Origin of the sequence: Longimicrobium sp., from assembly GCF_048594345.1 — a bacterium.
Taxonomy (GTDB): domain Bacteria; phylum Gemmatimonadota; class Gemmatimonadetes; order Longimicrobiales; family Longimicrobiaceae; genus Longimicrobium.
The window spans coordinates 1-1,411 of the sequence record NZ_JBMDXM010000154.1 but is presented as its reverse complement, the minus strand read 5'-3'; the positions used below and the strand labels follow the sequence as shown (position 1 = coordinate 1,411).

2 protein-coding genes are annotated in these 1,411 nt (G+C 72.5%); both read left to right on the top strand.

What is annotated here, in order from left to right:
• Window positions 1–472, top strand: a 472-nt coding sequence (locus tag ACOJUJ_RS16920; RefSeq protein ID WP_420128079.1) for a rod shape-determining protein, incomplete at its 5' end; no start/stop codon positions are given.
• Between the two features lie 59 nt (window positions 473–531).
• On the top strand, window positions 532–1,411 hold an 880-nt coding region (gene mreC, locus ACOJUJ_RS16915; RefSeq protein ID WP_420128078.1), incomplete at its 3' end, for a rod shape-determining protein MreC.

The window sequence follows — 1,411 nt, the reverse complement described above, 5'->3', positions numbered from 1 at the left end:
GGGGGGCGACGAGATCGACAACGCCATCGTCACCTTCATGCGCAAGAACTACAACCTGATGATCGGCGAGGCCACGGCCGAGGCGGTCAAGATCCAGATCGGCAGCGCGTACAGCACCGGCGACGAGCGCGAGATGGACGTCAAGGGGCGCGACCTGGTCTCGGGGATTCCCAAGACGGTGCGCGTGCACTCGCAGGAGATCCGCGAGTGCATCCAGGAGCCGATCCAGGCCATCGTCGAGGCCGTGCGGCGGGCGCTGGAGATCACCCCGCCGGAGCTGGCCAGCGACATCGTGGACCGGGGGATCGTGATGACGGGCGGCGGCGCGCTCATCCGCGGGCTGGACACGCTGATCGCGCGCGAAACGAACCTGCCGATCCACGTGGACGAAGATCCGCTTACCTGCGTGGTGCGGGGTGCCGGGCGCATCCTGGACGACGTGGCCAAATACAAGGGAGTGTTGACCTCCTGAGCGCCTTCAGACCTTACCTGCGCGGCGCGGGCGAACGCGGCCGCAAGCGCGACCTGGCGGTGGCGGGGCTGTTCGCGGCCCTGAGCGCCCTGGTGATGATGCTGCCCGAGGTGTACAAGGACGGCCTTGGCCACTCCCTGCGCGCCACCGTGCTGCGGCCCTTCATCGCCGTGCAGCGCGGCGGAGCCGACCGGCAGGGCCGCTACGCCGACGCCACCAGCCTGCGCGCCGAGCGCGACTCGCTGGCCAGCTTTCTGGTGGGCCAGGCCACGCTGGCGGCGGAGAACCGGCAGCTGCGGCAGCTGCTGGGCTTTCGCGAGCGGCTGACCTACTCGTTCAAGGCCGCCGAGGCGCGGCCGGAGGCGGGACCGGGAAGCGAGGGCGTGCTGCGCCTTTCGGCCGGCGCCCGCGACGGGGTTCGCCCGGGCGCGCCGGTGATCACGGCCGAGGGGCTGGCGGGGCAGGTGGGGCAGCTGGGGACGGAGTCGAGCACGATGCTGTCGTGGACGCACCCGCGGTTCCGCGCCAGCGTGATGACGGTGGATGGCGAGACGTACGGAGTGGCCCGGTCGATCGAGGGGCCCAACGGCGAGGCGGTGCTGGCCTTTAGCCCGGTGGCGTTCCACACCGCCCCCGACACGGGGACGATGGTGGTGACCAGCGGCGAGGGCGGGGTGTACCCGCGGGGAATCCCCGTGGGGACGGTGTCGGGGAGCGGCAAGGACCCCAACGGGTGGCTGCGCATCTACTACGTGCGCCCGCTGGTGTCACCCGCGCAGATGGGGCACGTGCTGGTGCTGGGCGACCCGGTGCGGGCGCCCACGGACCAGGACTTGGCCAGCGCCTGGGGGGTGCGGCTGTCGGGAAAGGTGCCGGCCGACACGGCGCGCGCGCTGTCGCCCGACGCGGCCACGCCGGCGGCTCCGGCCGCGGCGCCCG